Source organism: Kocuria coralli, assembly GCF_008831305.1.
GTDB classification, from domain to species: domain Bacteria; phylum Actinomycetota; class Actinomycetes; order Actinomycetales; family Micrococcaceae; genus Kocuria; species Kocuria coralli.
Genome location: NZ_ML708611.1, coordinates 287225 through 308111, shown reverse-complemented (window position 1 = coordinate 308111; position 20887 = coordinate 287225). Strand labels below are relative to the sequence as shown.

General features: G+C 69.6%; 18 protein-coding genes. 11 read left to right on the top strand and 7 right to left on the bottom strand.

Going from position 1 to position 20887, the window contains the following annotated elements:
* Nucleotides 1–46 precede the first annotated feature (46 nt).
* Nucleotides 47–1906, top strand: a complete 1860-nt coding sequence (locus tag FCK90_RS03150; protein WP_158032835.1) for a phosphoenolpyruvate carboxykinase (GTP) — start codon at nucleotides 47–49, stop codon at nucleotides 1904–1906.
* Between the two features lie 68 nt (nucleotides 1907–1974).
* Here the strand turns inward: FCK90_RS03150 and FCK90_RS03145 are convergent, their stop codons facing one another.
* Complete coding sequence (locus FCK90_RS03145) at nucleotides 1975–3372, bottom strand: phosphomannomutase/phosphoglucomutase (protein WP_158032834.1); 1398 nt, start codon at nucleotides 3370–3372, stop codon at nucleotides 1975–1977.
* A gap of 182 nt (nucleotides 3373–3554) precedes the next feature.
* Between FCK90_RS03145 and manA the strand changes: the two genes are divergently transcribed.
* The 4 genes from manA (at nucleotide 3555) to FCK90_RS03125 (ending at nucleotide 8017) form a co-directional block, all read left to right on the top strand.
* On the top strand, nucleotides 3555–4736 hold the full coding sequence (manA, locus tag FCK90_RS03140) for a mannose-6-phosphate isomerase, class I (protein ID WP_181954172.1): 1182 nt from the start codon (nucleotides 3555–3557) through the stop codon (nucleotides 4734–4736).
* 121 nt (nucleotides 4737–4857) lie between these two features.
* Complete coding sequence (locus tag FCK90_RS03135; protein ID WP_158032832.1) at nucleotides 4858–5853, top strand: tripartite tricarboxylate transporter substrate binding protein; 996 nt, start codon at nucleotides 4858–4860, stop codon at nucleotides 5851–5853.
* Nucleotides 5854–5855: 2 nt separating this feature from the next.
* On the top strand, nucleotides 5856–6395 hold the full coding sequence (locus tag FCK90_RS03130) for a tripartite tricarboxylate transporter TctB family protein (protein ID WP_158032831.1): 540 nt from the start codon (nucleotides 5856–5858) through the stop codon (nucleotides 6393–6395).
* Nucleotides 6395–8017, top strand: a complete 1623-nt coding sequence (locus FCK90_RS03125; protein ID WP_158032830.1) for a tripartite tricarboxylate transporter permease — start codon at nucleotides 6395–6397, stop codon at nucleotides 8015–8017. The genes FCK90_RS03130 and FCK90_RS03125 overlap by 1 nt, the downstream gene beginning before the upstream one ends.
* A 79-nt stretch (nucleotides 8018–8096) precedes the next feature.
* Here FCK90_RS03125 and FCK90_RS03120 read toward each other — a convergent pair whose 3' ends face one another.
* The 4 genes from FCK90_RS03120 to FCK90_RS03105 form a co-directional block, all read right to left on the bottom strand.
* On the bottom strand, nucleotides 8097–9176 hold the full coding sequence (locus FCK90_RS03120; RefSeq protein ID WP_158032829.1) for a Gfo/Idh/MocA family protein: 1080 nt from the start codon (nucleotides 9174–9176) through the stop codon (nucleotides 8097–8099).
* Between the two features lie 60 nt (nucleotides 9177–9236).
* Nucleotides 9237–10181, bottom strand: a complete 945-nt coding sequence (locus FCK90_RS03115) for a LysR family transcriptional regulator (protein ID WP_158032828.1) — start codon at nucleotides 10179–10181, stop codon at nucleotides 9237–9239.
* Between the two features lie 72 nt (nucleotides 10182–10253).
* Nucleotides 10254–11120: a sugar phosphate isomerase/epimerase family protein gene (locus tag FCK90_RS03110; RefSeq protein WP_246179937.1), complete on the bottom strand. Its 867-nt coding sequence runs from the start codon at nucleotides 11118–11120 to the stop codon at nucleotides 10254–10256.
* On the bottom strand, nucleotides 11072–12862 hold the full coding sequence (locus tag FCK90_RS03105) for an FAD-dependent oxidoreductase (protein WP_158032827.1): 1791 nt from the start codon (nucleotides 12860–12862) through the stop codon (nucleotides 11072–11074). The genes FCK90_RS03110 and FCK90_RS03105 overlap by 49 nt, the downstream gene beginning before the upstream one ends.
* 315 nt (nucleotides 12863–13177) lie before the next feature.
* Here FCK90_RS03105 and FCK90_RS03100 point away from each other — a divergent pair, with 315 nt between their 5' ends.
* Together FCK90_RS03100 and FCK90_RS03095 are read left to right on the top strand one after the other, a co-directional pair.
* The gene (locus FCK90_RS03100; protein ID WP_158032826.1) at nucleotides 13178–14053 is read left to right on the top strand and encodes a shikimate dehydrogenase; all 876 of its coding nucleotides are present in this window, start codon (nucleotides 13178–13180) and stop codon (nucleotides 14051–14053) included.
* A gap of 151 nt (nucleotides 14054–14204) precedes the next feature.
* Nucleotides 14205–15323: a hypothetical protein gene (locus FCK90_RS03095; protein ID WP_158032825.1), complete on the top strand. Its 1119-nt coding sequence runs from the start codon at nucleotides 14205–14207 to the stop codon at nucleotides 15321–15323.
* Between the two features lie 34 nt (nucleotides 15324–15357).
* Here the strand turns inward: FCK90_RS03095 and FCK90_RS03090 are convergent, their stop codons facing one another.
* On the bottom strand, nucleotides 15358–15540 hold the full coding sequence (locus FCK90_RS03090) for a hypothetical protein (protein WP_158032824.1): 183 nt from the start codon (nucleotides 15538–15540) through the stop codon (nucleotides 15358–15360).
* A gap of 118 nt (nucleotides 15541–15658) precedes the next feature.
* On the opposite strand from FCK90_RS03090, the gene FCK90_RS03085 reads away from it, so the two are divergent.
* From FCK90_RS03085 to FCK90_RS15925, 3 genes are all read left to right on the top strand, one after another.
* On the top strand, nucleotides 15659–16198 hold the full coding sequence (locus FCK90_RS03085) for a type 1 glutamine amidotransferase domain-containing protein (RefSeq protein ID WP_158032823.1): 540 nt from the start codon (nucleotides 15659–15661) through the stop codon (nucleotides 16196–16198).
* A 176-nt stretch (nucleotides 16199–16374) separates the two neighbouring features.
* Nucleotides 16375–17172, top strand: a complete 798-nt coding sequence (locus FCK90_RS03080; protein WP_181954171.1) for a DsbA family protein — start codon at nucleotides 16375–16377, stop codon at nucleotides 17170–17172.
* Complete coding sequence (locus tag FCK90_RS15925; protein ID WP_158032821.1) at nucleotides 17169–17675, top strand: acylphosphatase; 507 nt, start codon at nucleotides 17169–17171, stop codon at nucleotides 17673–17675. The genes FCK90_RS03080 and FCK90_RS15925 overlap by 4 nt, the downstream gene beginning before the upstream one ends.
* 50 nt (nucleotides 17676–17725) lie before the next feature.
* Here FCK90_RS15925 and FCK90_RS03070 read toward each other — a convergent pair whose 3' ends face one another.
* Complete coding sequence (locus FCK90_RS03070; RefSeq protein WP_181954170.1) at nucleotides 17726–18550, bottom strand: spermidine synthase; 825 nt, start codon at nucleotides 18548–18550, stop codon at nucleotides 17726–17728.
* A gap of 247 nt (nucleotides 18551–18797) precedes the next feature.
* On the opposite strand from FCK90_RS03070, the gene FCK90_RS03065 reads away from it, so the two are divergent.
* A complete protein-coding gene (locus FCK90_RS03065) occupies nucleotides 18798–20780 on the top strand; it encodes a pyruvate kinase (protein WP_246179936.1) in 1983 nt (660 codons plus the stop codon).
* Nucleotides 20781–20887 lie beyond the last annotated feature (107 nt).

Here is a 20887-nt window from a genome sequence, read left to right as displayed (position 1 = left end):
GGCGAGGTGGTCTAGTAAATGCACGGCCTCAACGAGGAGACACGTCATGGCTCAGAAGCCCGCCGATACATTGAACGAACTCTCCATCGAGGCCCAGCGGGGGATAGAGCAAGCCCCCACGACCCATGAACACCTGCTGGAGTGGGTGAGCGAGATGGCTCGCCTGACCCAGCCGGACCGGATTCACTGGGCCGACGGCTCCGAGGACGAGTGGAAGTCCCTGACCGACGACATGGTTGAGGCCGGCACCCTGGTGCGGCTCAACGAGGAGAAGTTCCCCAACTCTTTCGCGGCGTTCTCCGACCCCGACGACGTTGCTCGCGTCGAGGAGCGCACCTTCATCTGCACCAAGACCAAGAGCGGTGCGGGTCCCACCAACAACTGGGAGGACCCGGAGGAGATGAAGGAGATCCTGCGGGGCCGGTTCCGCGGGTCCATGCGCGGTCGCACGATGTACGTGATCCCCTTCGTGATGGGGCATCTCGATGCCGACGACCCCAAGTTCGGGGTGGAGATCACCGACTCGGCCTACGTGGTGTGCTCCATGCGCATCATGGCGACCATCGGTACCGACGTCCTGAAGAAGATGGACGAGACCGACGCCTTCTTCGTCGAGTGCCTGCACTCGCTCGGTGCTCCCCTCGAGCCGGGGCAGGAGGACGTGCCGTGGCCCTGCAACCCGTCCAAGTACATCGTGCAGTTCCCCGAGGACCGCGCGATCTGGTCGTTCGGCTCCGGATACGGCGGTAACGCCCTCCTGGGGAAGAAGTGCTACGCGTTGCGCATCGCCTCCGCGATCGCCCACGACGAGGCGTGGCTGGCGGAGCACATGCTGATCCTGAAGGTCACCGACCCGCAGGAGTCCACCAAGTACATCGCCGCCGCATTCCCGTCGGCCTGCGGCAAGACCAACTTCGCGATGATCGAACCCACGATCCCGGGCTGGAAGGCCGAGATGGTGGGCGATGACATCGCGTGGATCCGTTTCCGTGGTGACCAGGCCTACGTGACCAACCCGGAGGCAGGGCTGTTCGGGGTGGCGCCGGGCACCGGCTGGTCCACGAACCCCAATGCGATGAAGGCCGTTGCCAAGGGGAACACCATCTTCACCAACGTGGCGCTGACCGACGACGGCGGCGTCTGGTGGGAGGGCATGACCGACGAGGTTCCCGAGCACCTGGTGGACTGGAAGGGCCATGACTGGACCCCCGATGCGGGGCGTCCCGCCGCGCATCCGAACTCCCGGTTCTGCACGCCGATCAAGCAGACGGACATCCTGGCCGCGGAGTACGACGACCCCAACGGCGTGCCCCTGTCGGCCATCGTCTTCGGCGGGCGCCGTAAGACCACCGTCCCCCTGGTCTCCGAGTCCTTCGGCTGGGAGCACGGCGTTTTCCAGGGGGCGACCCTGTCCTCCGAGACCACCGCGGCCGCCAAGGGCGCCGTCGGCGTGGTCCGCCGTGACCCCATGGCCATGCTGCCGTTCATCGGCTACAACGCCAACGAGTACCTGCAGCACTGGCTGGACCTGGGGGAGAGCCACGGCGCGGAGAACATGCCCAAGGTGTTCTACGTCAACTGGTTCCGGCGTACCCCGGACGGCGGTTTCGCCTGGCCCGGGTTCGGCGAGAACAGCCGTGTGGTGGACTGGATCTGCCGTCGCGTCGACGGTACCGCCGGGGGCGTCGAGACCCCGGTGGGCGTGGTGCCGACCAAGGAAGACCTCAACCTGGACGGCCTGGAGATCACCGACGAGGAGATCCAGGCGGCCCTGGCGGTCGATGCCGGGGAGTGGCTGAAAGAGCTGCCCGGCATCGAGGAGTGGTTCGCCAAGCTGGGTGCCGTCCCGGAGGTCCTCGACGAGCAGGCCGCGGGGCTCCGGGATCGTTTGAACGCTCAGCGGTGAACGCCCGCGGGGCCTTCCCCGTGAGCCCGGGACATCCGGGCTGACGGGGAAGGCCCCGCTTCATGTGGTCAGGCGCGCACCAGGGAGAGCACCCGGTCCCGGACGCGTTCCATGGAATCCTGATCCGCTGCCTCGACGTTCAGGCGCAGGTAGGGCTCGGTGTTGGAAGGGCGCAGGTTGAACCACCAGCCCTCCTCCTGAGAGGTGAACGTGGTGCCGTCCGAGTCCTCGACCGTGACGTCCTCATCGGCGTAGGCGTCCCGCACCCGGTCGACCGCGGCCTTCTTGTCCTCGATCTGCGAGTTGATCTCGCCCGAGGCCACATAGGGGGAGTAGCTCGCCATGAGATCGCTCAACGGCCGCTCCTGCTCGCCCAGCGCCGCGAGGACGTGCATGGCGGCCAGCATCCCGGTGTCGGCGTTGAAGAAGTCCCGGAAGTAGTAGTGCGCCGAGTGCTCCCCACCGAACACACCACCCTCCGAGGCCATGACGGCCTTGATGAAGGAGTGCCCCACTCGGGTCTTGACCGGCCGGCCGCCGCGGGAGGTCACCAGCTCCGGCACGGCCTTCGAGGTGATCAGGTTGTAGATCACCACGGGCCGCTCCTCGCCGTCGGCCTGGGCGCGAGCGATCTCCCGCTCGGCCACCAGCGCGGCGATGGCGGACGGGGTGACGGGCTCCCCCCGGTCGTCGATGACGAAGCAGCGGTCGGCATCGCCGTCGAAGGCCAGGCCGATATCCGCTCCGTGCTCGACCACCGCGCGCTGCAGATCGAGCAGGTTCTCCGGCTCGAGCGGGTTGGCCGGATGGTTGGGGAAGGTGCCGTCCAGCTCGAAGTACAGCGGGACGACCTCCAGGGGCAGACCCTCCAGGACGGTGTCACCCAGGACGGCGGGGGTGGTCTTGCCCCCCATGCCGTTGCCGGCGTCCACGACCACCTTCAGCGGACGGATGCCGGTCAGGTCCACGAGCCCGCGCAGGAACTCCGCGTACTCCTTGAGGATGTCGCGTTCGGTCGCGGTGCCCGGCTCGGCCACGGCGGTGATGCCGTCGGCCAGGTAGGCCTGGGCGCGGTCGCGGACCTCGTAGAGGCCGGTCTCGGAGGAGACGGGGACGGCGCCGGCCTTGGACATCTTCATGCCGTTGTAGGCGGCGGGGTTGTGGCTTGCGGTGAAGGTCACCCCGGCGGCGTCGAATACCCCGCACGCGAAGTAGAGCTCATCGGTGGAGATCAGGCCGATCTTGACCACGTCGGCGCCGCGGGCGGTCGCGCCCTCCGTGAAGGCATCCATGAACTCGGGCGACGACGGGCGCATGTCGCCGCCGACCAGCACAGTGCCGCCCGCAAGGCCCAGGGCGTCCACGAACGCGGCGCCCGTGGCCCGTACCGTCTCGGCGGTGATGGTTTCGCCCACGATGCCGCGCACATCGTAGGCCTTGAACGACTCGGAAAGCTCAATTGTCATAGACCGAACTTTAGTTCACCCGGCCCCTGCGCCCGTGGTGGTGAAGCGGTGGTCGAGCCATGTCACCGGGCGATGCGCCGGAGCGTTCCACCGGGCCGACTCGAAGGCAACCCCGAGGGCAATCCCGCCCGACCCACGTGGCCCGGCAGTGCCACCGCGCTGCGCTGTGCTTCCATGGAGGCATGGCAGAGTTTTTCGCAAGCACCGATCCCATCCAGGGCTATGCGTGGGGATCGCGTTCGGTCCTGGCGCGCATGCAGTCGCGTGAGGTCCCCTCCCCGGAGCCCGAAGCCGAGCTGTGGATCGGCTCACATCCCTCCGGCCCCTCGAGGCTTTCCGTCGACGGCCGGGAAGAGCCTCTCGACGAGATCCTGGAGCGGGATCCCGCACGGGTGCTCGGCGAGCGCGCGGAGGCCCTTCGCGACGGCGAGCTCCCGTTCCTGCTCAAGATCCTGGCCATCGACGCCCCGCTGTCGATCCAGGTCCATCCCTCGCCCGAGCAGGCCGAGGAGGGGTGGCAGCGCGAGGAGGCCGAAGGCATCGACCATCAGGCGGCGAACCGGAACTACAAGGACCGGTCGGCCAAACCGGAGATCGGCGTGGCCGTGACCCGGGTGGAGACGCTCAGCGGGGTGCGCAGCCGGGCGGAGCTCGCGGTGCTGGCCGAGGCCCTCGACCAGCAGTGGCTGCGCGATGTCCTGGCCACTGGCCTGCCGGTGCTGCCGAGCGTGCTCCAGCTGCCCGAGGCGGAGGCCCGGGTCGCGCTGACGGACCTGCTGTCCGCCGTCGATCGGCTGCCGACCCACGACGAGCTCGGTGCGATGCTGCGCTACATCGCGGGGCGCCACCCCGGCGATCGCGGCCTGCTCGTGGCGCTGTGCATGAATCACGTGGTCCTGGAGCCCGGTGAGGCCATCTTCACACCGGCCGGGCAGCTGCACGCTTACTTGCGGGGGACCGCCGTCGAGATGATGGCGTGCTCCGACAACGTGCTGCGGGCCGGGCTGACTCCCAAGCACATCGACGTCGACGAACTGCTCGAGCTCGTGACCCCCGAGCAGGCGAACACCGATCCCATCGACGCCCCCGCCGGTCCTGACGGCCTGCGTCGCTACCCCCTGTGGGACGAGAGGCTGAGCCTCGTGTCGGCCACCGTCGAGGGAGGGGCCGGGACGAGGCTCCCGGAGAGCACGTGCGTCGTCCTGTGCACGGACGGTGCCGTCGAGCTCACCGCCGGCCCAGGCGGATCCGAGGCGCCTTCCTACGAGCTGTCCGCCGGGCACTCCGTCTGGTGCCGGACCGACGGCTCCGAACTCGGCGTCAAGGGTGCCGGGACGGTCTTCGCCGTGGGCCTGACCGCCTGAAGCGCTGATCATCGCCTCACGGTCCCTGCGGTCAGTGCGATCCGCACTTAATACCGGGATCGGTGGTGGTCATAACGTGGGGCACGTCACACTGGAGGTTCATCCATGAAAGGGAACCTCTATGACGACCACACGGCGACGCTGCGCCGCGGCCGCGCTTGCGGCGGCTTTCGTCCTGGCCGGTTGCAGCGGTGGGGACGACGGCGAGGGGGCTGAGGCCGACGGCGGCTCGGGCTCCTTCCCGTCGCAGCCGATCAACCTCATCGTCCCGTACGCGGCGGGCGGGAGCGCGGACAGCACCGCACGCCAGCTGGCCGCGGTCGCACAGGACACCTGCGGGGCGCCGATCATCATCCGCAACGCCACGGGCGGATCAGGGGCGGTGGGCTTCCAGGCCACGCTGTCCTCGCCCGCCGACGGATACACCGTGGGAAGCGCGTCGATCGAGCTGACCATGCTCGATCACATGGGCATCTCCGAGATCCACCCCGACGACTACGAGGGCATCCTGCAGTACAGCGAACAGCCCATCGTCTTCGGTGTACCGGCGGACTCCCCCTATCAGAGCCTGCAGGACGTCATCGACAGCGACGACCGCGTGACGGTGGCCACCAGCGGTACCGGAGGCATCTACCACCTCGGGTACGAGTCCATGGCCCTGGCGGCGGGCATCGACGACAGGACCGTGAACGTGCCTTTCGACGGCGCTGCCTCCGCCCTGCAGGCGGCGCTGGGCGACCAGACGGCCATGGTGTCCGTGGGTGCCGCCGAGATGCGCCCGCACATCGAATCCGGCGCCATCCGCCCGCTGGCGATCGCCGGAGACCCCGTGGACTATCTCCCCGAGGACGTGCCCACGCTGCACGAGCTGGGGATCGACTCGGAGACCACGGCGATCCTGGGCCTCTACGCCCCCGCCGGCGTCCCGCAGGACCGGATCGAGCTCCTCAACGAGTGCTTCAACGAGGCCCGCGAATCCGATCAGTTCTCCGACTACATGGAGACCACGGGGCTCAACCAGCGATACCGCGACGCCCAGGAGTTCGATCAGTTCATGGGCGAGGAATACGACCGGTTCGGTGAGCTCATCGACGAGATCGGGATGGGGGTTCACTGATCATGAACGCTGAGAAACCAACCGCCACCGCTGACGCGAGTGCACGCGGACACGCTCCGGCGGACTCCGGCGACGAGACGCCCGAGCAGGCCGGCGGGACGTTCGCCGACCGGATGATCGCCGTCGTCGTCATCCTGCTCGCCCTGACGCTGCTGCTGCTCACCTTCGGGTTCCCCGCCCCCGCTCAACCCGAGGATCCGGGGACGGCGATCCTGCCGCGGCTGGTGGGCGCCGCCCTGCTGGTGCTGGGGCTGGCCCTGATGCTCAGGCCGGAGACCGCCGCGGTGGCGCCGCCCCGCGGCGCGCGCGGCCGGCTGACGGCCTCCGTGATCGCCACTGCGACGCTGGTGTTCCTGGTGGTCCCCCTGGGGTTCCCCGTGGCCATCGCGCTGTTCCTGGCCTTCGCCCTGTGGCTCATGGGGGTCCGTAAAGTCCTGGGCCTGGTGCTGTACCCGATCATCGCGTCCGGATTCCTGTATTACCTGTTCGCCGACCTGCTGGACGTGTATCTCCCCGCAGGAATCCTGGAGGGAGTGCTCTGATGGAAAACTGGGCAATCGGCCTGGAGGCGGTCGCCGATCCGACGGTTCTGCTGCTGATCGTCGCGGGCGTGCTGATCGGCATCGTGGTGGGCGCCCTGCCGGGGATCTCGGCCACCGTCGGCGTGGCCATCCTGCTTCCGTTCACGTTCGTGATGGAGCCCCTTCAGGGCATGATGCTGCTGCTGGGCATCTACGGCGGCGCGGTCTATGCGGGGTCGATCCCCGCGATCCTCGTCAGGGCGCCGGGAACGCCGGCCTCGGCGGCCTCCGTCGCCGACGGCAATGCGCTGACCCGCAAAGGACAGGCGGAGCGGGCGCTGAAGATCTCCGTGCTCGCCTCCTGCCTGGGCGGTATCTTCGGCGTGATCGTCCTGGCGCTCATGGCGCCCGCCCTGGCGAGCATCGCCCTGGGCTTCGGCCCGGCGGCATACTTCATGCTGGCGCTGCTGGCCCTGACGGTGGTGGCCTCGGTCTCCGAGGGCCGTATGGTCAAGGGCCTGATCTCGGGCGTGATCGGCATCGGCATCGCCATGATCGGGCTGGACACCATCCAGGGCTTCCCGAGGCTGACCTTCGGGTCGGCCGACCTGACGGCGGGGATCAACTACATCCCCGTGATGATCGGCCTGTTCGCGGTCTCCGAGGCCTTCATGCAGTTCGAGTCCAAGGCCAAGCTCAAGCTCGACGTCGCGACGGAGAAGTTCAAGGCCTCGCTGAAGTGGCTGGCCCGGATCTCGCCGTCGGGTCTGCTGGGCTCCGTGATCGGCTTCATCATCGGCGTGATTCCAGGGACCGGCGGGGACATCGGGTCGTTCGTGGCCTACAACGAGGCCAAGCGGGCGGCTCGGGACAAGTCGAAGTTCGGCCGGGGTGACGAGCGCGGGCTGGCCGCGGCGGAAGCCGCGAAGAACTCCGGTACCGCGGGCGCCATGGTGCCCATGCTCACCCTGGGCATCCCGGGTGACGTGACCTCCGCCGTCTTGATCGGCGCGATCACCGTGCACGGCCTGCAGCCCGGTCCCAACCTGTTCTCCGGTGCCCCGGACCTGGTCTACGGCATCTTCATCGGCTTCCTCGTGGTCTACCTGGTGCTCTTGATCCTGGGATGGTTGGGCAGCGGGCTGTGGTCCAAGCTCATCGAACGCGTCCCCAGCAGCTACCTGTGGCCGTCGGTGATCGTGCTGGCCGTCATCGGCTGCTACTCCCTGCGCTCGAGCGCGTTCGACGTCCTGATCATGCTGATCTCGGCGGTGGTCGGCTACGTGCTGGCGAAGGCCGGCTTCCCGCTGGCGCCGCTGATCATCGGCATGATCCTGGGCCCGATCGCGGAGGCGGGCTTCCGCCGGGCGATGATCATCGAAGGCGATCTCTCCTGGATCTTCTCGCCGCTGCCCCTGGTGCTGCTGATCCTGACCCTGCTCTCGGTGGGCTTCGCCATCTGGCGGGAGTTCGCCCATCACGGGTCCCTCTCCGAGACCATCGGGATGGACAACACGGTGCCGCCGACCGGTGCCACCCCGGTGGTCACCGCGGACGGTCCTTCGGGTGAGCAGGGGGCAGCCGGCTCCGTGGACTCGGAGAAGCCGGCCCCATCGCGCTCGAGTGGTCAGTCCGACAGCTGATCTGCGCCGAACGGTCGAAATCCTCGCTCATCAGTGCTGATGAGCGAGGATTTCGACCGTTCGGCGGGCCGATCGCCGTTCAGAGCGTGATGCTCTCCCCGGTGCGGTGCGAGGCGTAGATCGCCTCGACCAGGCGCAGGGATTCCAGAGCGTCCTGGCCGGTGACCACGGGTTCCCGGTCCTCGGCCACGGCGCGGACGAAATCGACGGCCTGCAGGGTGTGGAAGGGGATGTGCTGCTCGTTGATCTGCGCCAGATCGATATCGGGGTCCACGCCCCGACCGAAGACGGGCGCCTGTTCCACCCGCCCGGGGACATCCCAGAGGTCATTGACGCCTTCGGCACCCTCCGGGTACTCGGAGACGGAGACGGTGGCTCCCGTGGAGCCCGTGATCTTGATCTGCACGCCCTCACCCGGCGTGGCCCCGGTGGTGGCCAGGACGGTGGCCATGCCTCCGGATGCGAACCGCAGCAGTGCGGTCGCCGAGTCCTCGACCTCGATGTGCTCTCCGTGCACGTAGGTGGCGTACCGGCCCGTGACCTCCACGACCGGTCCCATGAACCACCGCAGCAGGTCCAGGTAGTGGATCGCCTGGGTCATCAGCACCCCGCCGCCGTCGGTGTCCCAGCGGCCCCGCCAGGCGTTGCGGGTGTAGTAGTCGGGTCTGCGATGCAGCATCACCGTGCACTGGCCCAGGACCGGGGTGCCCAGGGTGCCGTCGTCGATAGCGCGGCGGATGCGCTGGCTCGCGGGCCAGAAACGACGCTGGAACATCACCCCCAGGCGGACACCGGCTTCCCGGCACGCGGTCACCATCCGGGCCGCCGTGGGGGTGTCGATCGCGATGGGCTTCTCGCACAGCACGTGCAGACCCAGGCCGGCCGCGGCTATAACGACGGCCTCGTGGGTGGGGTGCGGGGTGCACACGGCGACCGCGTCCACTCCCAGGGCCGCCATCTCGGGCAGCGAACTCACCGCGTGCTCGATCCCGTGCCGGTCGGCGAACGCGCGAGCACGGGCGGGGTCGACGTCCGAGCAGGCGACGACGGTCGCACCCGGTGCGGCTGTGAACGCCTCCGCATGGTTGCGGGCGATCATCCCGCAGCCCACGACCCCCACGCGCAGTGGAGCGGAGGATGAGACTGACGACGGATTCATGGGTGCCCTCCCGGTCGGCGGCTCGAGGTAGATGGTCTGCGGATGCTGCGGGTCATGGCCTCATGCGTTCGACGCACTGGACCGGGACGACGGCGTGGGGGACGGGTCGGTATCGGTCGTCCCGGCAGGGAAGACCGATCGAGCCAGGTCCAGCACGGCGTCGAGCGCCTCGGTCCGGCGGGTTCCGTTCCAGCCCAGGGCACTGCGCAGGGGCGGATAGTTCTCGACCGGCCGGTGCTCCACGCTGCTGGGCAGGATGTGCAGCATGCCCTCGGGGACGATGGCCACGCCCAGTCCCGCGTCGACCAGCGAAAGGATCATGAACGGGTCCAGGACCTCCTGGGCCACCATGGGAGGAAAACCGTGGGTGTGGCAGGTGCTGGTCAGCGTCTCGCGCATCGTGGAGCCGCGATCGCGGGGTGGGCAGATGACGGGCTCGTTCTGCAGCTGCGCCACCTCGATCACATCGTGCTGCAGCAGGGGATGGCCCCGGTAGGCGACCAGGTAGTTGTCCTCGACCGCGATCATCAGGCTCTCCACGTCGGGCGAGCGGTACGGCAGCCCGATGAACGCCAGATCCAGCTGGCCCTGCTCGAGGCGGTGCACGGCCTCCCCGGAGAGCAGCCTGTCCACGAACTCCAGCTCGATCTGGGGGAACCTGGCCCGCACCGCGCGGGTGAACTGGGGGACCGTGCGGTGGTTCAGGGCCCCTGAGAAGGAGACCCGCAGCCGTCCGTAGACGTCCTGGCCGGTGCTGCGGACCGCGGAGGTGGCCAGCTGCAGCTCCTCGAGGACCTGGCGGGCGTGGGGGAGCAGGGCGTGACCGGCAGATGTCAGGGCCACGGACCGCGTGGAGCGGTCGAAGAGCTCGGCCCCGACCTCCTTCTCGAGCTTCCGGACGGTCTGGGACAGGGGCGACTGGCCGACGTGCAGCCGCTCGGCGGCCCTGCCGAAGTGCAGCTCCTCGGCCACGGTCAGGAAGGCTTCCAGCCAGCGTGTCTCCATAATCCTCCGTCCCCTCTGCTCCGGACGCAGCCGGACAGGCTCTTGCAGCCGCCCCACGTCGTCGTGCTCGGTTCAGCCTACGTGGGCGCGCGCCAGGGCATCGACCGCCTTCAGCCCGTCCAGGAGAAGCCCGGCCCAGGTGCGGTCTCCGAGATGCTGCCGGCGTCGCGGGTCCGGGACCTCGGCGCTCAGGTCGGTGTCCTCGGGCAGTGCCTGCACGAGGGAGGCCAGGTCGAAGTCACCGGCACCGGGGACCAGGCGGCGGGACCGGGACTCGACGACCAGGCCCTCATGGTCCGCGGGGGCTTCGGCCGGGCCGTCGCACAGCTGCAGCATGGGCACGTTCGCGGCGTGCTCCGCGAGCTGCGCGGCCGTGCCGCCGAAGCGATGGATGTGCAAGGAGTCGGGCAGCCAGTCGCACTGGGCCCCGGCGGCCAGTGCCGCCGCCTCCGGGATCGAATGGACCGGCTGATAGGAGATCGGTTCCAGGCTCAGCCGGATCCCGTGCTCCCGGCAGTCCCCGGAGAGCTCCATGAGCGTATCGGCCAGCCGTTCCCGGTCCGGATCGCATCCGGCCACGGTCAGGCTCGATGCGCCGAGGATCCCGCCGGCTTCGAGCACGGGCAACCAGGTCCCGCGGTCCACCGTGCCGTCCAGGGCCAGGAACTCGATGTCGGCCACGGGCAGGCCCGTATCGGCCAGCGCGGCCTGTGCCTGGCGGAGGCGTCGTGTGCCGGGCAGCAGGCTGAAGTCCGGTTCCTGGGCGGTCACCGGGATCACCCGCAATCCCACGAAGTCGAATCCCGCGCCGGCTGCGATCCGGACGACGTCGTCGGGCGGTGTGCCCAGGAAGGAGAGGGGCGCCAGGCCGAAGCGCCGGATGGCGGAGGTCATCGCCGCACCGCCCACGCCGTCCCGCGGTAGGCGGGGGACGGGCACGCCGTGCCGTCGTCCTCGTACGTGCTCGCCCCCGCCAGGTCCCGCCCGGCGACGTAGCCGAAGGTCATCGCGGGTCCCAGGTTCACGCCGCCGGCGGGGTAGCGCCCGCCCATGATGTTCACCTGGTCGTTGCCGCAGGCCCACAGGCCGTCGACGACGGCGCCGGACCGGTCCACCACGCGGGACCGGGCGTTGACCTTGATCCCGGCGAACGTGCCGAAGGAGCCGGGCAGGACCTTCACCGCGTAGAAGGGACCCTTCCCCAGCGGCGCCAGGGTCGGGTTGGGCGCCACGGCGGGATCTCCGCCGTAGCGGTTGAACGGCGTTTCGCCCCGGCCGAAGTCGGGGTCCACGCCGGCCGCCGCGTTGCGGTCGAATGCCGCCACCGTCTCCCACAGGCCCTCGGGGTCGATGCCGCACTTTCCCGCGAGCTCCTCCAGGGTGCGGCCCTTGACCAGGTACCTGAGGATCCGGGTGTAGGGGAAGACCGGCACCGGCCGGGGCTTGGCGAATCCGAGCATGTAGTTGCGCAGCGCGTGGTGACTGCCGATCAGCCAGGATTCGACCGGCCGTCCGTCCGGCACGGAGCGGATCATGCCGTTCACGTAGTCCCAGTAGCCGTTCGCCTCGTTCACGAACCGCCGTCCGTCCGAGAGCACGCCGATCACTCCCGGCTTGGCACGATCGGCGATATGCGGGAAGACTCCCTGGCGGCCGCCGGGGAAGTCCACCAGGGAGACCGGGCACCACGCCGCCGCCGAGGTCACCTCGGTGTCGAGGTACCCGCCGGCGGACTCGGCCAGATCGGCCCCCGACCCGTCGGCCTCCGCCGGGGCCAGGGTCCAGTGCTCCCGTCCGGTGGGGGTCCGGGTGAAGGTCTCCCTGCGCCGCTCGACGTCGGCAGGGTAACCGCCCGTGGCGAGGACGACGCCGCGGCGTGTTCTCACCGTGGTGGTGCCGGCGGGGGACTCGAGCACGGCGCCGGTCACCCGGCCGTCGTCGTCGAACGTGAGCCGGGTGACCCGGGTCTCGACCTCGATCCGGGCCCCGCCCTGATCGGCGGCTTGCAGGAGCCGGCCTACCAGGGCGACGCCGTTGACCATCTGCATGTTGCGCCTGTGGACCGCCAGGTCGAAGAGATGGGTGCCGACCCTCCGGGCCGCGTGGAGGAAGCTGCTGGGTCTCTTGAGGGCGGTCAGGAACTTCCCCAGGTCGTCGCCGGCCATGATCCCCATTCCCAGGAACGAGGTCATGTAGAACTGGTGGGCGAGTTTCCGCCGCAGCCGGGCGGGGATCCGCGTCCCGTAGAACGGGGAGGCCGCCACCGAGCGGTGACCCGTCCCCGCTCCCGGCAGGTTGCCGTAGATGTCGTTGATCCTGGCTCCTGGGGTGAAGCGCAGGGGGGTGAGCTCGTGGAAGAAGCCCACCATGTGGGGGACCGCCTCGAGGAAGGCCTCGATGCGCTCCTCGTCGTAGTTCTCCGGCGCGATCACGGCCCGCAGATAGGTGCGGAAGTCATCACGGGGTTCAGCGACGCCGTCGGCGAGGGCCAGCGGATTGCCGGGTGTCCACATCCAGCCCCCCGACCGCGCGGTGGCCCCGCCGCAGCGGGCGGCGCGCTCGGCCACCAGGACATCCAGCCCGTGATGGGCCGCGGTGGCAGCCGCGGACAGCCCGCCCGCGCCGGCCCCTGCCACGAGGACATCGACGGTCAGTTCGGCGGGTAGTTCAGCTTCGGCCATGGCCTCGTCTCGGTCCTGTCATCGTTGCCGGGCATCCTCAGCGCCGGGCGGGGCGGCCCTCCGCCGGGCGTCATTCCATGCTGCGCCGGGAATTATCCGCTGTCCATCACATATATAAGCGTTGTTTAAGTGGCAAACGCACTGGATCGGGGGATCGGGGTCGTAGCTTCATCCCGGCCTGTAGCGTCAGACGGAGCATGGGAGGGCGGGCCCGTCGTACGGCCCGTACGACGCCGTGGTATGCCCCTGGCCGTGAATCCCTGCAACCGAACCCGATCATCAACCGAACCCGATCATCCGAGGTGAGCCCCTGACATGAGCACGGTGCACGAGTCCTATCTGGTCGGGCTGATCGGGGACGGGATCACGGCCAGCATGACCCCGCCCATGCACGAGGCCGAGGCTGCGGCCCAAGGCCTGCAGTACCTCTACCGCCCCATCGACCTGGCGCAGATCGGCCGGCCCGCCGAAGATGTCGGGGATCTGCTCAGGGCCGGCAGGGATCTGGGATTCAACGCCTTCAACATCACCCATCCCTGCAAGCAGATCGTGCTGGATCATCTGGACGAGGTGTCCGGCCGTGCCGCTGCCCTGCAGGCCGTGAACACCGTGCTCGTCCAGGGCGGGCGCTTCGTCGGGCACAACACGGACCAGACCGGCTTCTCGGCCGCACTGGCCACGGAGCTGCCGGGAGCCGTCAAGGACCACGTGGTGCAACTGGGAACCGGCGGCGCCGGTTCCGCCGTGGCATACGCTCTGCTGGATTCCGGGGTGCGGCACCTGGCCCTGTTCGACATCGACCCCGAGAGGGCGGCTGCCCGTGCACAGGCCCTGGCCTCGCATTTCCCGCAGGCCCAGGTCAGCGCGGTCGGGCCGGAGGGGCTGAGCGAGGCCGTGACCCGTGCGGACGGGCTGGTCAACTGCACCCCTATCGGAATGCACCATCACCCCGGGGCCCCGATCGACCTGGAGCTGATCGACGCCAGGCAGTGGGTGGCGGACGTGATCTACCTGCCCGTCGACACGCCCCTCGTCCGGCGCGCCCGTTCCCTGGGCTGCCCGGTCCTGGACGGCGGCGCGATGGCCGTGGGACAGGCCGTCGACGCCTTCCGGCTGATCACCGGACTCGAAGCGGACCGCAGTCGCATGCGCCGGCATTTCCTGGCCATGCTCACCGCCCAGCAGGGCTGACCGGACGGAGGGGCGGAGGCCACTATCCTGGATGCCACGGGTGACCTGGACGGCTCCCGGGCGCGCTGGCCCGATGCGCGCAGCGACACGGCTCCCCGGCCGCTGTCCCCTCCAGCCCGCGCCGGTCGCCCGGAAGAAGTCAGGAGCCCCCATGCACTCCGCATCCACCCCCTTCGCAGCCGTGAGCAGACGGTGGCCGGCGGCGATCGCCGTCGTCGTGCTGTCCTGGGGCCTGGCAGGGTGCGGGAGCGGTACCAGCGCCGACGTCGGAGGCGGCGGCGAGACCACCGGGCTGGCCACTCCGCCCGACCGCGAGAGCGCCGAGCCCGTGATGGCCGAAGGCGCGGAGATGCCCGTCTGGGGTTACAGCGCCTCCTGCGACCAGCCCCGCCCGGAGGGTGAGGATGACGGCCTGGTCAGGCCGGACCCGCTGGCCGGCGACGAGAACACCCAGTTCTACGTTCCGGCCGTGGAGGAGATGTTGTGCAACATCAACGACGTCCGGTCGGCATCGGTGGCAGGGCAGTACACGGACAGCGATGGCGTCCGGAACGGCTCCGTGGACGTCGGCGTGGTGATGAGTGCCGACAGCTCGGAGGAAGCCCTGCGCGCGGTGCGTCAGGCGGCGGTGACCGCGGCGGATGAACAGCAGTTGCCGGCCCAGGGGATCGAGGTGGAGACGATCGAGATCTTCCTGGCCGACGGATCCTCCGTCTCCGGGCCCGCCCACGCGGTGGGCGACGACGGGTCCGAGACCATGACGGGGGAGGCCATCCGGAGTCTGGTCCTCCTGCGGGAGGCTGGTGCCGGGACGTATTGGAGCGCAGTGGCGGGCGAGGATCTCACCCTGACCACCTACCTGACGGCGGATGTGCTCGCGGCCGACTACGGCCAGAGCCGGGAGGAGGCCATGAGCGCCTCGACGGGCGTGCAGGCGGAGGTCCCGCCCGAGGTGCGCCAGGATCTGGTGGTGGTCGAGGACGGTCCGCTGACCCTCACCTACCGCAGCGACCTTCCGGCCGACCTCTCCGAAGCCGTCCTGGGCGACCTGGTGGAGCTGAGCGCGATCGAGGACGTGGAATCCGTGGCTGCCCAGCTGAGCACTGATCCCGAGGGCCGGGAGGTGCTGCGCGTCCGCACGAACGCGGCGAACCCGGCGACCGCCCCCGATGTCGACGACGCCGTAGCGGACCTGCAGCGGTCCGTCTCCGCCCACGGGCTGCAACTGGACCACGCGGTGACCGGCGCTCCGGCCCCGACCCGCTCCTGATGCTGATGGGCTGATGCTTGCGGGACCGGCGCGGTCAGCGGCGCGGACCGTCCTCCCGGGCTCGTGCGCGCAGCGCCATGCCCAGGCCGGTGACGGCGATCGCCGTCATCAGGCCGCCGATGAGCAGCAGGAGAGCATCGCCGACCACCGCGCCGAGGACGACCACCAGGAGCCCGACGACGGTCAGCCCGATCTGCAGGGGGATCAATGGTGCCATGGTCTCGCTCCTCAGGTCGTGCGCAGGTTTTCTCGGCGGCAACGCTACCGCTTTTGCCACGTCGTCGTAGGCTGGGAGGAGCACTGTCAGCCGTCTTCTGGTTCGGGAAGTGAGTGAAATGACGTCATTGAACGGTAAGAAGGTCGCGTTCATCGCCACCAACGGCGTGGAGGAGCCGGAGCTGACCGAGCCCTGGGCCGCGGTCCGTGAGGCAGGGGGTACGCCGGTACTGCTCTCCTCCGAGAAGGGCAGGGTGACGGCCATGAAGGGCGACTGGGAGCACTCCGGCAGCTACGACGTGGACGAGACCCTGGAGACCGTGGAGGCCGCCGATTTCGATGCCCTGGTGCTGCCGGGCGGTACGTTGAATGCGGATGCCGTCCGCATGGAGAAGGAGGCTCTGCGGCTGGCCCGTGAGTTCGACGCCGCGCAGAAGCCGATCGCAGCGATCTGTCACGCGCCCTGGATCCTCGTCGAGGCCGACCTGGTCAGAGGGCGCACCATGACCTCCTACGCGTCCGTGGCCACCGATCTCCGCAACGCCGGCGCCGAATGGGTGGACCGGGAAGTGGTGGTGGACGGGAACCTGATCACCTCCCGCAACCCCGGTGACCTGGAGGCCTTCAACCGGGAGCTGCTGCGGCTCACCGCCGACTGACCTCCTGGTCAGGACACTCGCGGCAACCACCCGGGAAAGGCCCGCCGAGGATGGTTGACTGCCCATAGACCCTGAATCCGCCCCGGTTGCCGATGCCGGTTGCCGCCGTCCCGGCCGCAGGAGCGGTCCCGCTGTCCCCGGTACCGACGGGGAAGCAGCCGATGAAAGGTGGTTCCGTGCCCCTCCGCCCGTATCCCATGAAACCCGGCCGATCTTCCCGGCTCGCAGGTGCGGCGGCGGGTCTCTCCGTCCTCCTGCTGCTGACCGGGTGCGGGACGGGAGGGGGCGGCTCCGAGGAGGCATCGGAGAGCGCGGCCGCTGACCCGGCCGGTACGGCGGCGCCGTCGCAGGACGCGGAAGAGGTCGAGGCCTCGATCGACTCCGGCTACCCCTTGAACGCCGTGGGCGACCACCCCGTGGTCACCATGTTCACCGACTACGAATGCCCGGCCTGCCAGTCCGCGCACGCACTGGTCGAGGAGGCGGCGCAGAGCCTGGACGGCGAGGTGACCGTCATGGTCAAGAACTACCCGCTGCCGATGCACGACAACGCCGTTCCCGCGGCCCGTGCGGTCGAGGCGGCAGCCATGCAGGGCCGGGCGGTCGAGTATGCCGACCATCTCTACGAGAACCCCGGCGAGTGGATCGATCTCTCCGGCGCCGAACTGGACGACTACTTCCGGGATATCGCCGACGATCAGGGGCTGGAGACCGGGCGCTTCGCCGCCGACCTCTCCTCCGGCGCCGTGGCGGCGATCGTCGACGGGCACGCCGGGCAGGCCGCGGAGCTCGGACTGCCCGGCACCCCGAGCTTCGTGACGGGCGATCAGACCATCGATCTGGACGGCGTCAGGACCGCCGACGATCTCGCCGGCGCTTTCCGGGACGCTGCCGAGGAAGCCGGCGACGACGCCCTGATCCCCTCCGGCGGCACCGCCGCCCCGACAGCACCCGCCCAGGAGGCAGGCTCATGACGTCCCAGGACGATTCACCGCAGGACGATTCAGTGCAGAAGGATTCAGCGCAGGACGGCGGACCGCTCGGCTGGCTCTCGCGCCTGACGGGCCGTCGTCAGCGCACCACATCGCTGCGGCATCCCGGCAATTCCTTCTTCGGCCTGCGGAGAGGGGCCAAGGCCCCGTCGGCGGGAGCGCAGGCCTCACCTCATTCCTCATCCCATCAGGAGGCGACATTGAACACGGATGAACCACTGCGCGTGACCGCGATCGTCCAGGGCACGGTGCAGGGAGTGGGTTTCCGGTACTGGACGTGGCGTCAGGCCGAGAAGCTGGGGCTGGCCGGTTCGGCGGTGAACCAGACCGACGGTTCGGTGCGGGTGGTCGCAGAAGGACCCCGCTCGGCGGTCCGCGAGCTCTTACGCGATATCCAGGGCCCGGACGCCCCAGGCGCGGTCTTCAAGGTCGACGCCCACTACGAGGAGGCGGCGGGCGGCCTCGACGGCTTCACCACCGGCTGAACCCGGCTGACGACCCGGCTGACGACCTCGCCAGAGGGAGCCTGCGCGGCTCACAGGGACTCCAGCCACTCCTCCAGTTCCCAGCGGTCCAGAACGGCCGCAGGGTGAGGCCCGGCGATCCGCAGAGCCTCACCCCACTCCGGAGGGATCTGCCGGGTGCTCGCGACCAGGATCAGGTTCCCCGCCTGCGTCCCGGAGAGCATGGAGTGCTCGGTGAGGCACCACAGGTCCTCGAAGAGAGGCCGGGAACCGGGGCCGGCCGGCCTCCCCAGCATCCGGGCCTGTTCGGCCAGGAACTGCAGACCGGGGTCGTCGCCGACGTTGACCAGCAGGATGCCCTCCGGGCCCAGGAGGTCGCGCACGCCTGCGTAGAACTCCCTGTCACGCAGGTGCTGCGGGGCGTCGGCACCCCGGAAGACGTCCAGGACGACGACGTCGGCCGGTGCCGCGAGGCCGGCCCGCGCGGCGGGGAGTTCCTCGCGGGCGTCGCCGATGATGACCTCGACGGCGGAGCCCGGAGGTAGCGGAAGGCGTCCCATCACGAAATCGGGGAGTTCCCTGGCCAGTTCCACCACGGTCTGAGGCGACCCCGGACGTGTGGCCGCGATGTAGCGGAGCAGCGTCATGGCACCGCCGCCGAGGTGGATCGCCCGCAGCGGGGTTCCCGGAGTTCCGGCCAGATCGACCACATTGGCGATCCGGCGCAGGTATTCGTAGAAGACCCGCCGGGGGTCGTTCAGATCGACGTGCGACTGCTCCGCGTCCCCGATGCTCAGGATCCACCCTTCCGTGTCGTCGTCGAAGTGCAGCCGGGCGGGGGCGTCCAAGACGCCGAGGAAGCACTGGGCCGGGTTCTGGGCGGAGCGGTCGGGCACGGGTACCTCACGATCGTGGTGATGCGGACGGCGGCCCCCGCCGCCGGGGACGGGCCGCCGGGAAAGAACGGGACGGCCGGAGTTGTTCCTCTAGAACCGGGTTCCAGACCGGGTTGTTTCCTGAGACCGGTATCTCGACCACCGGTATTTCGGTGACCGGCATCTCCACGGCCGGCGCGAGGACGAACGGGCCGGCGACCAGCGTGCCAGAAGAACCGAGACAGAGGAACGAGGAGGTGAGGTCACCGTGACCACCCCGTCGAACCGGCCGGCCACCGTCGGCTCGGGAAAGGCCCCGGACCCGGGTCAGCACGTGGCTGTGGTGCATCCCGCTGCGGATGCCCGGGTCCGCGCGGACGTGGCGCGCAGGCTCAACGTCGAGGTGCGTGGCCTGATCGACCACCTCAACGCCGTGAGGCGGCAGGCGGCGCCGTCCATCATGGCGGTGGATCTGCCCCATCGGCCCTCGGCGCTGAATTTGATGGACTACGTGGCCATCCGCGGCCTGGAGATCCGGCACCTGCAGCGCGGCCTGTCGGCTCTGGGGGTCTCGTCGCTGGGCCGAATGGAGGCCGGCGTGATGGAGCATCTTCTGCAGGTCTCGGCCACTCTCGGCGCCATCGGAGGCGAGGAGGGCGAGCAGGGCGAGCAACCGCAGCAGGTCTCGCTGGGTGTGGAGCGCGGCCGGGCCGCTCCCGGCGCGAAGGTGCTCGCGGACAACGCCGACCGCCTGCTCGGTCCCGTGCGGACCAACCGCAGTACCCGCATCATGGTCACGCTGCCCTCCGCCGCTGCCGGGCAACCGGAGCTGATCGAGCGGTACGTGGCATCGGGCATGGACGTGGCCCGCATCAACTGCGCCCACGACAGTCCCCGGGAATGGTCCCGGATGATCTCCAGCGTGCAGGCCGCGGGGAGCGCCGCCGGCCGCCCGGTCAAGATCGCCATGGATCTCGGTGGGCCCAAGCTGCGCACCGGACCCATCGAGCCCGGCCCGCGGGTGCGCAAGCTCAAGCCCCTCCGCGATCCGCAGGGCCGGGTCACCCGGCCGGCGAGGATCTGGCTGACACCCGCCGGCGGCAGCCTCGGAGACCTCCCCGCAGACCTCCCCGGCGAGGCCACGGCGATCCCGGTCGATGACGCCCAGTGGCTGATCGATCGCCGCCCAGGGGAGACGCTCGCACTACGCGACGCCCGGGGTTCCCGGCGCAGACTGCATGTGGTCGAGCGCCGGGACGGCGGGATGCTCACGGAGGCGCGCAAGACCGTGTACCTGGCCACGGGGCTGCCCATCACCGCGGAGGACGGCACCCAGGCTCTCGTCGGTACCCTGCCCTCTACCGAGCAGGCGTTCCGCGTCCATCAGGGCGATCATCTGACGCTGACCCGGGATACGGCCCCCGCCTCCGTGCGGCCCGGCGACCCCGTCCGGATCGGCTGCACTCTCCCCGAGGCCTTCGGCGACGCCGCACCCGGCCAGCGCGTGCTGATCAACGACGGCAAGATATCCACCGTGATCCGCGCCATCGATGCGGAGCACATGGAGCTTGAGGTCACCCGCTGCAAGCCGGCCGGAGCCGACCTCAAGGCCGGGAAGGGGCTCAACTTCCCGGACACGGAACTCGGGCTGTCCGCGCTCACGGCCGAGGACAGGGAGCACCTCCCGTTCATCGCGGAGCACGCCGATATGGTTCAGCTCTCCTTCGCCCGCTCGGCGGAGGACGTCTCGGACCTGCTCGATGCCCTGGAGGCCTTGGGGGCGACGGAGCTGGACGTCGTCCTGAAGATCGAGACCGTCAGCGGGTTCGAGAACCTGCCCCGTATGCTCATGCGGCTCCTCGGCAGGACCGGCTGCGGGGTGATGATCGCCCGGGGGGACCTGGCGGTGGAGGCGGGCTTCGAACGGACGGTGGAACTGCAGGAGGAGATCCTCTGGCTGTGCGAGGCCGCCCACGTTCCCGTGATCTGGGCGACACAGGTGCTGGAAACCCAGGCGCACTCCGGCCTGCCCTCCCGGCCGGAGGTCACCGACGCCGGGGTGGGACAGCGCGCGGAGTGCGTGATGCTCAACAAGGGACCGTTCATCCCCGGGGCGATATCCACGCTGGACTCCATCCTTTCGAGGATGGAGGGCCACCTGTCCAAGAAGTCCGACCTGCTGCGACGGCTCGAGTCATGGGATGCCCCGGTCAGCTTGCCGCGAACTGGCAAGCCTGCTGATCAAGTCTGACATACGGTGGACTTCGCTCGTCCATGCTCTCCCGTGCTCTTCAGGGATCTCCCACGACCTCCGAAGATCTCAGGAGCTCCCCGGCGAGGCTAAGGTCATATGGACGG

What these genes read in the sequence shown, in the direction of transcription:
- FCK90_RS03150 (WP_158032835.1), top strand. Translation starts at nt 47, where the DNA reads ATGGCTCAGAAGCCCGCCGATACATTGAACGAACTCTCCATCGAGGCC.
- FCK90_RS03145 (WP_158032834.1), bottom strand. Translation starts at nt 3,372, where the DNA reads ATGACAATTGAGCTTTCCGAGTCGTTCAAGGCCTACGATGTGCGCGGC.
- manA (WP_181954172.1), top strand. Translation starts at nt 3,555, where the DNA reads ATGGCAGAGTTTTTCGCAAGCACCGATCCCATCCAGGGCTATGCGTGG.
- FCK90_RS03135 (WP_158032832.1), top strand. Translation starts at nt 4,858, where the DNA reads ATGACGACCACACGGCGACGCTGCGCCGCGGCCGCGCTTGCGGCGGCT.
- FCK90_RS03130 (WP_158032831.1), top strand. Translation starts at nt 5,856, where the DNA reads ATGAACGCTGAGAAACCAACCGCCACCGCTGACGCGAGTGCACGCGGA.
- FCK90_RS03125 (WP_158032830.1), top strand. Translation starts at nt 6,395, where the DNA reads ATGGAAAACTGGGCAATCGGCCTGGAGGCGGTCGCCGATCCGACGGTT.
- FCK90_RS03120 (WP_158032829.1), bottom strand. Translation starts at nt 9,176, where the DNA reads ATGAATCCGTCGTCAGTCTCATCCTCCGCTCCACTGCGCGTGGGGGTC.
- FCK90_RS03115 (WP_158032828.1), bottom strand. Translation starts at nt 10,181, where the DNA reads ATGGAGACACGCTGGCTGGAAGCCTTCCTGACCGTGGCCGAGGAGCTG.
- FCK90_RS03105 (WP_158032827.1), bottom strand. Translation starts at nt 12,862, where the DNA reads ATGGCCGAAGCTGAACTACCCGCCGAACTGACCGTCGATGTCCTCGTG.
- FCK90_RS03100 (WP_158032826.1), top strand. Translation starts at nt 13,178, where the DNA reads ATGAGCACGGTGCACGAGTCCTATCTGGTCGGGCTGATCGGGGACGGG.
- FCK90_RS03095 (WP_158032825.1), top strand. Translation starts at nt 14,205, where the DNA reads ATGCACTCCGCATCCACCCCCTTCGCAGCCGTGAGCAGACGGTGGCCG.
- FCK90_RS03090 (WP_158032824.1), bottom strand. Translation starts at nt 15,540, where the DNA reads ATGGCACCATTGATCCCCCTGCAGATCGGGCTGACCGTCGTCGGGCTC.
- FCK90_RS03085 (WP_158032823.1), top strand. Translation starts at nt 15,659, where the DNA reads ATGACGTCATTGAACGGTAAGAAGGTCGCGTTCATCGCCACCAACGGC.
- FCK90_RS15925 (WP_158032821.1), top strand. Translation starts at nt 17,169, where the DNA reads ATGACGTCCCAGGACGATTCACCGCAGGACGATTCAGTGCAGAAGGAT.